The following is a 2,477-nucleotide window of genomic DNA, read 5'->3' as shown; positions in this document are numbered from 1 at the left end:
AAGCAAAAATGGATTCAGTCGAAAAGTATATCGATTATTTCAAAACGACATGGCCAAAAGCACTAGATTTGGTAAAGAAACTTTCAGAAGAAAAATAATATATTAATTTGAAAATTACAATCATGGCAGCAATTAATCCATACTTAGTTTTTAATGGAAACTGCGAAGAGGCATTTCTATTTCTATAAATACGAAAAGTAAAGAAGAAGCAGACAAATTGTTTAACGGACTTTCGGTAGAAGGAACGGTGACCATGCCAATGAGTGAAACCTTTTGGGGCGCTTATTTTGGAATGTTTGCTGATAAGTTTGGAATCAGTTGGATGGTGAATTTTGATGAAAATGAAAAATAATCAATACTAAAATAGTTCTGAAATACTCATGGATTACGTTCTTTATGCGAAACGTTCTTAACCGATGCGCTTATGAATTGTCAAGTTCAGATGCTAAAACATAGAAATTTATAGCGAGTATAAAAAAGTAACATGGAGTGAAAGTTTATAAATCGTTTGGAGATTGCATCTTGAAGATTGCATTTTTCTCAAAAATATAAACCTGTTCATTGATTTGAGCAGGTTTTTTTATAGGTAATTTAAACTATTTGTTATTTTTTAAAAAACAAACATGATTCTTTTTTTATCACCATTAGAATGCCGATTTTTGTCCATTCTAAATCAAATAATTACAAGATGGAAGTAGAAGATAAAGAGATTATTTTATTAAAAGTTTCTGGTCAGGATAAACCAGGGGTAACTGCAGGTTTAACATCCATATTGGCGACTTATGATGCCATTATTTTAGATATTGGTCAAGCAGATATTCATGATACGCTGTCTTTAGGGATCTTGTTTGAAATAAAATCGGGTTCTTCTTCAGGGCCTGTTTTAAAAGATTTATTGTTTAAAGCCTATGAATTGGGGATCAAGGTTAAGTTTACTCCGATTTCTATTGCGGATTACGAAATTTGGGTAAAAGCACAACGCAAACAGCGCTATATCATAAATATTTTGGGAGAAACATTGACGGCCGTACAATTGTCGGCGGTGACCAAAATAATGTCAGACAAGAATTTGAATATTGATTCAATCATACGATTAACCGGGAGAACCTCTGTGGTTGAGAAAGAGAAATACCCACGTTCTTGCATACAACTATCCGTGACGGGCGATATTCTTGATAAAACGTTTATGACTGCCAGTTTTATGGAGATTTCCCGAACTTTAGATGTAGATATCTCTTTTCAGGAAGACAATATGTACCGAAGAAACAGACGTTTGGTGTGTTTTGATATGGATTCTACCTTAATTCAAACCGAAGTAATTGATGAACTAGCTGAATTAGCGGGTGTGGGTGAGCAGGTAAGAGCCATTACGGAATCGGCTATGAATGGTGAGATTGACTTTAGCGAAAGCTTCAAACAACGAATGGCTTTGTTAGAAGGTTTGAGTGAAGATGTGCTAAAAACAGTTGCTGAAAATCTTCCAATAACACAAGGAGCGCATCGCTTGATGAAGGCCTTAAAATATTACGGATATAAAACCGCAATCTTGTCTGGAGGATTCACTTATTTTGGTAATTATTTACAAAAGGAATTGGGAATTGATTACGTTCATGCCAATGAATTGGAGATTATAGACGGTAAATTGACAGGGAAATATTTAGGCGAAATTGTTGATGGTAAAAAGAAAGCAGAATATCTTCAAGCTATTGCCGATAAAGAAGGCATACATATCAACCAAACCATTGCTGTGGGTGATGGTGCCAATGATTTGCCAATGTTGAATTTGGCAGGCTTGGGAATTGCTTTTCACGCTAAACCGAAAGTAAAAGAAAGTGCCTCTACTTCAATATCCAGTCTTGGGCTAGATGGTGTTTTATACCTATTAGGCTACCACGACAGGCATATTGATATGATGGAGGAAGAGTAAAATATTGGAATAATGATATAAAATGAAGGCTGTCTAAAATTACTTTTTGGACAGCCTTTTTTCTGTTTTAGACTTTAATAGTAGCTGTTTTTTTAGGTTTTTCCAATGTTTGCTTATCTGAGGATTTACAAATTCCTCTAGCACCACATTTCATACGGTGCGGTCCGCAGGAACTCAGTAAAACTAATGTAATCAAGATGTAAATGGTGTTTTTCATCTTAGCTGTTTTTTATACGGTTTGAAACTGCATACTTTTCAATTGTTCCAGATAATCTCTTTGGTTTGATAATCTTGGAATTTTATGTTGACCACCGAGTTTATTTTTTCCTTTTAACCAATCATAGAATAAGTTTTTTCGAGCTACATTAATTACTAGCGGATTCAACGTCATGTTATTGTAGCGTTTTGCTTCGTAATCAGAATTTAGGGATTGTATCGAGTCATCCAAAGCTTTCTGGAATTGAGACACATCAGCAGGATTATCCTTGAATTCAATCATCCATTCATGAGCTCCTTTTTCTTTACCTTCCATAAATATGGGAGCAACGGT

The 2,477-nt window shown here is 34.8% G+C and carries 3 protein-coding genes and 1 pseudogene; 2 read left to right on the top strand and 2 right to left on the bottom strand.

Annotated elements, in window-relative coordinates; genetic code table 11:
• Window positions 1–172: 172 nt before the first annotated feature.
• Window positions 173–352 (top strand): annotated as a pseudogene (locus ACH2BP_RS00230) (VOC family protein); the annotation flags it as partial.
• A gap of 336 nt (window positions 353–688) precedes the next feature.
• A complete protein-coding gene (serB, locus tag ACH2BP_RS00225; protein WP_395055852.1) occupies window positions 689–1,927 on the top strand; it encodes a phosphoserine phosphatase SerB in 1,239 nt (412 codons plus the stop codon).
• A gap of 67 nt (window positions 1,928–1,994) precedes the next feature.
• Here serB and ACH2BP_RS00220 read toward each other — a convergent pair whose 3' ends face one another.
• Together ACH2BP_RS00220 and ACH2BP_RS00215 are read right to left on the bottom strand one after the other, a co-directional pair.
• Window positions 1,995–2,144, bottom strand: coding sequence for a hypothetical protein (locus ACH2BP_RS00220; RefSeq protein ID WP_395055850.1), 150 nt, complete (start codon window positions 2,142–2,144; stop codon window positions 1,995–1,997).
• Window positions 2,145–2,156: 12 nt separating this feature from the next.
• On the bottom strand, window positions 2,157–2,477 hold a 321-nt coding region (locus tag ACH2BP_RS00215), incomplete at its 5' end, for a GH3 auxin-responsive promoter family protein (protein ID WP_395055848.1).

It is taken from the genome of Flavobacterium sp., from assembly GCF_043756175.1.
GTDB lineage: Bacteria > Bacteroidota > Bacteroidia > Flavobacteriales > Flavobacteriaceae > Flavobacterium.
Note: the sequence above shows the minus strand (reverse complement) of the source record. Positions and strands in the feature narration are given on the sequence as shown.

Coding starts and splice junctions, on each gene's coding strand:
- serB (WP_395055852.1), top strand. CDS start 689: ATGGAAGTAGAAGATAAAGAGATTATTTTATTAAAAGTTTCTGGTCAG.
- ACH2BP_RS00220 (WP_395055850.1), bottom strand. CDS start 2,144: ATGAAAAACACCATTTACATCTTGATTACATTAGTTTTACTGAGTTCC.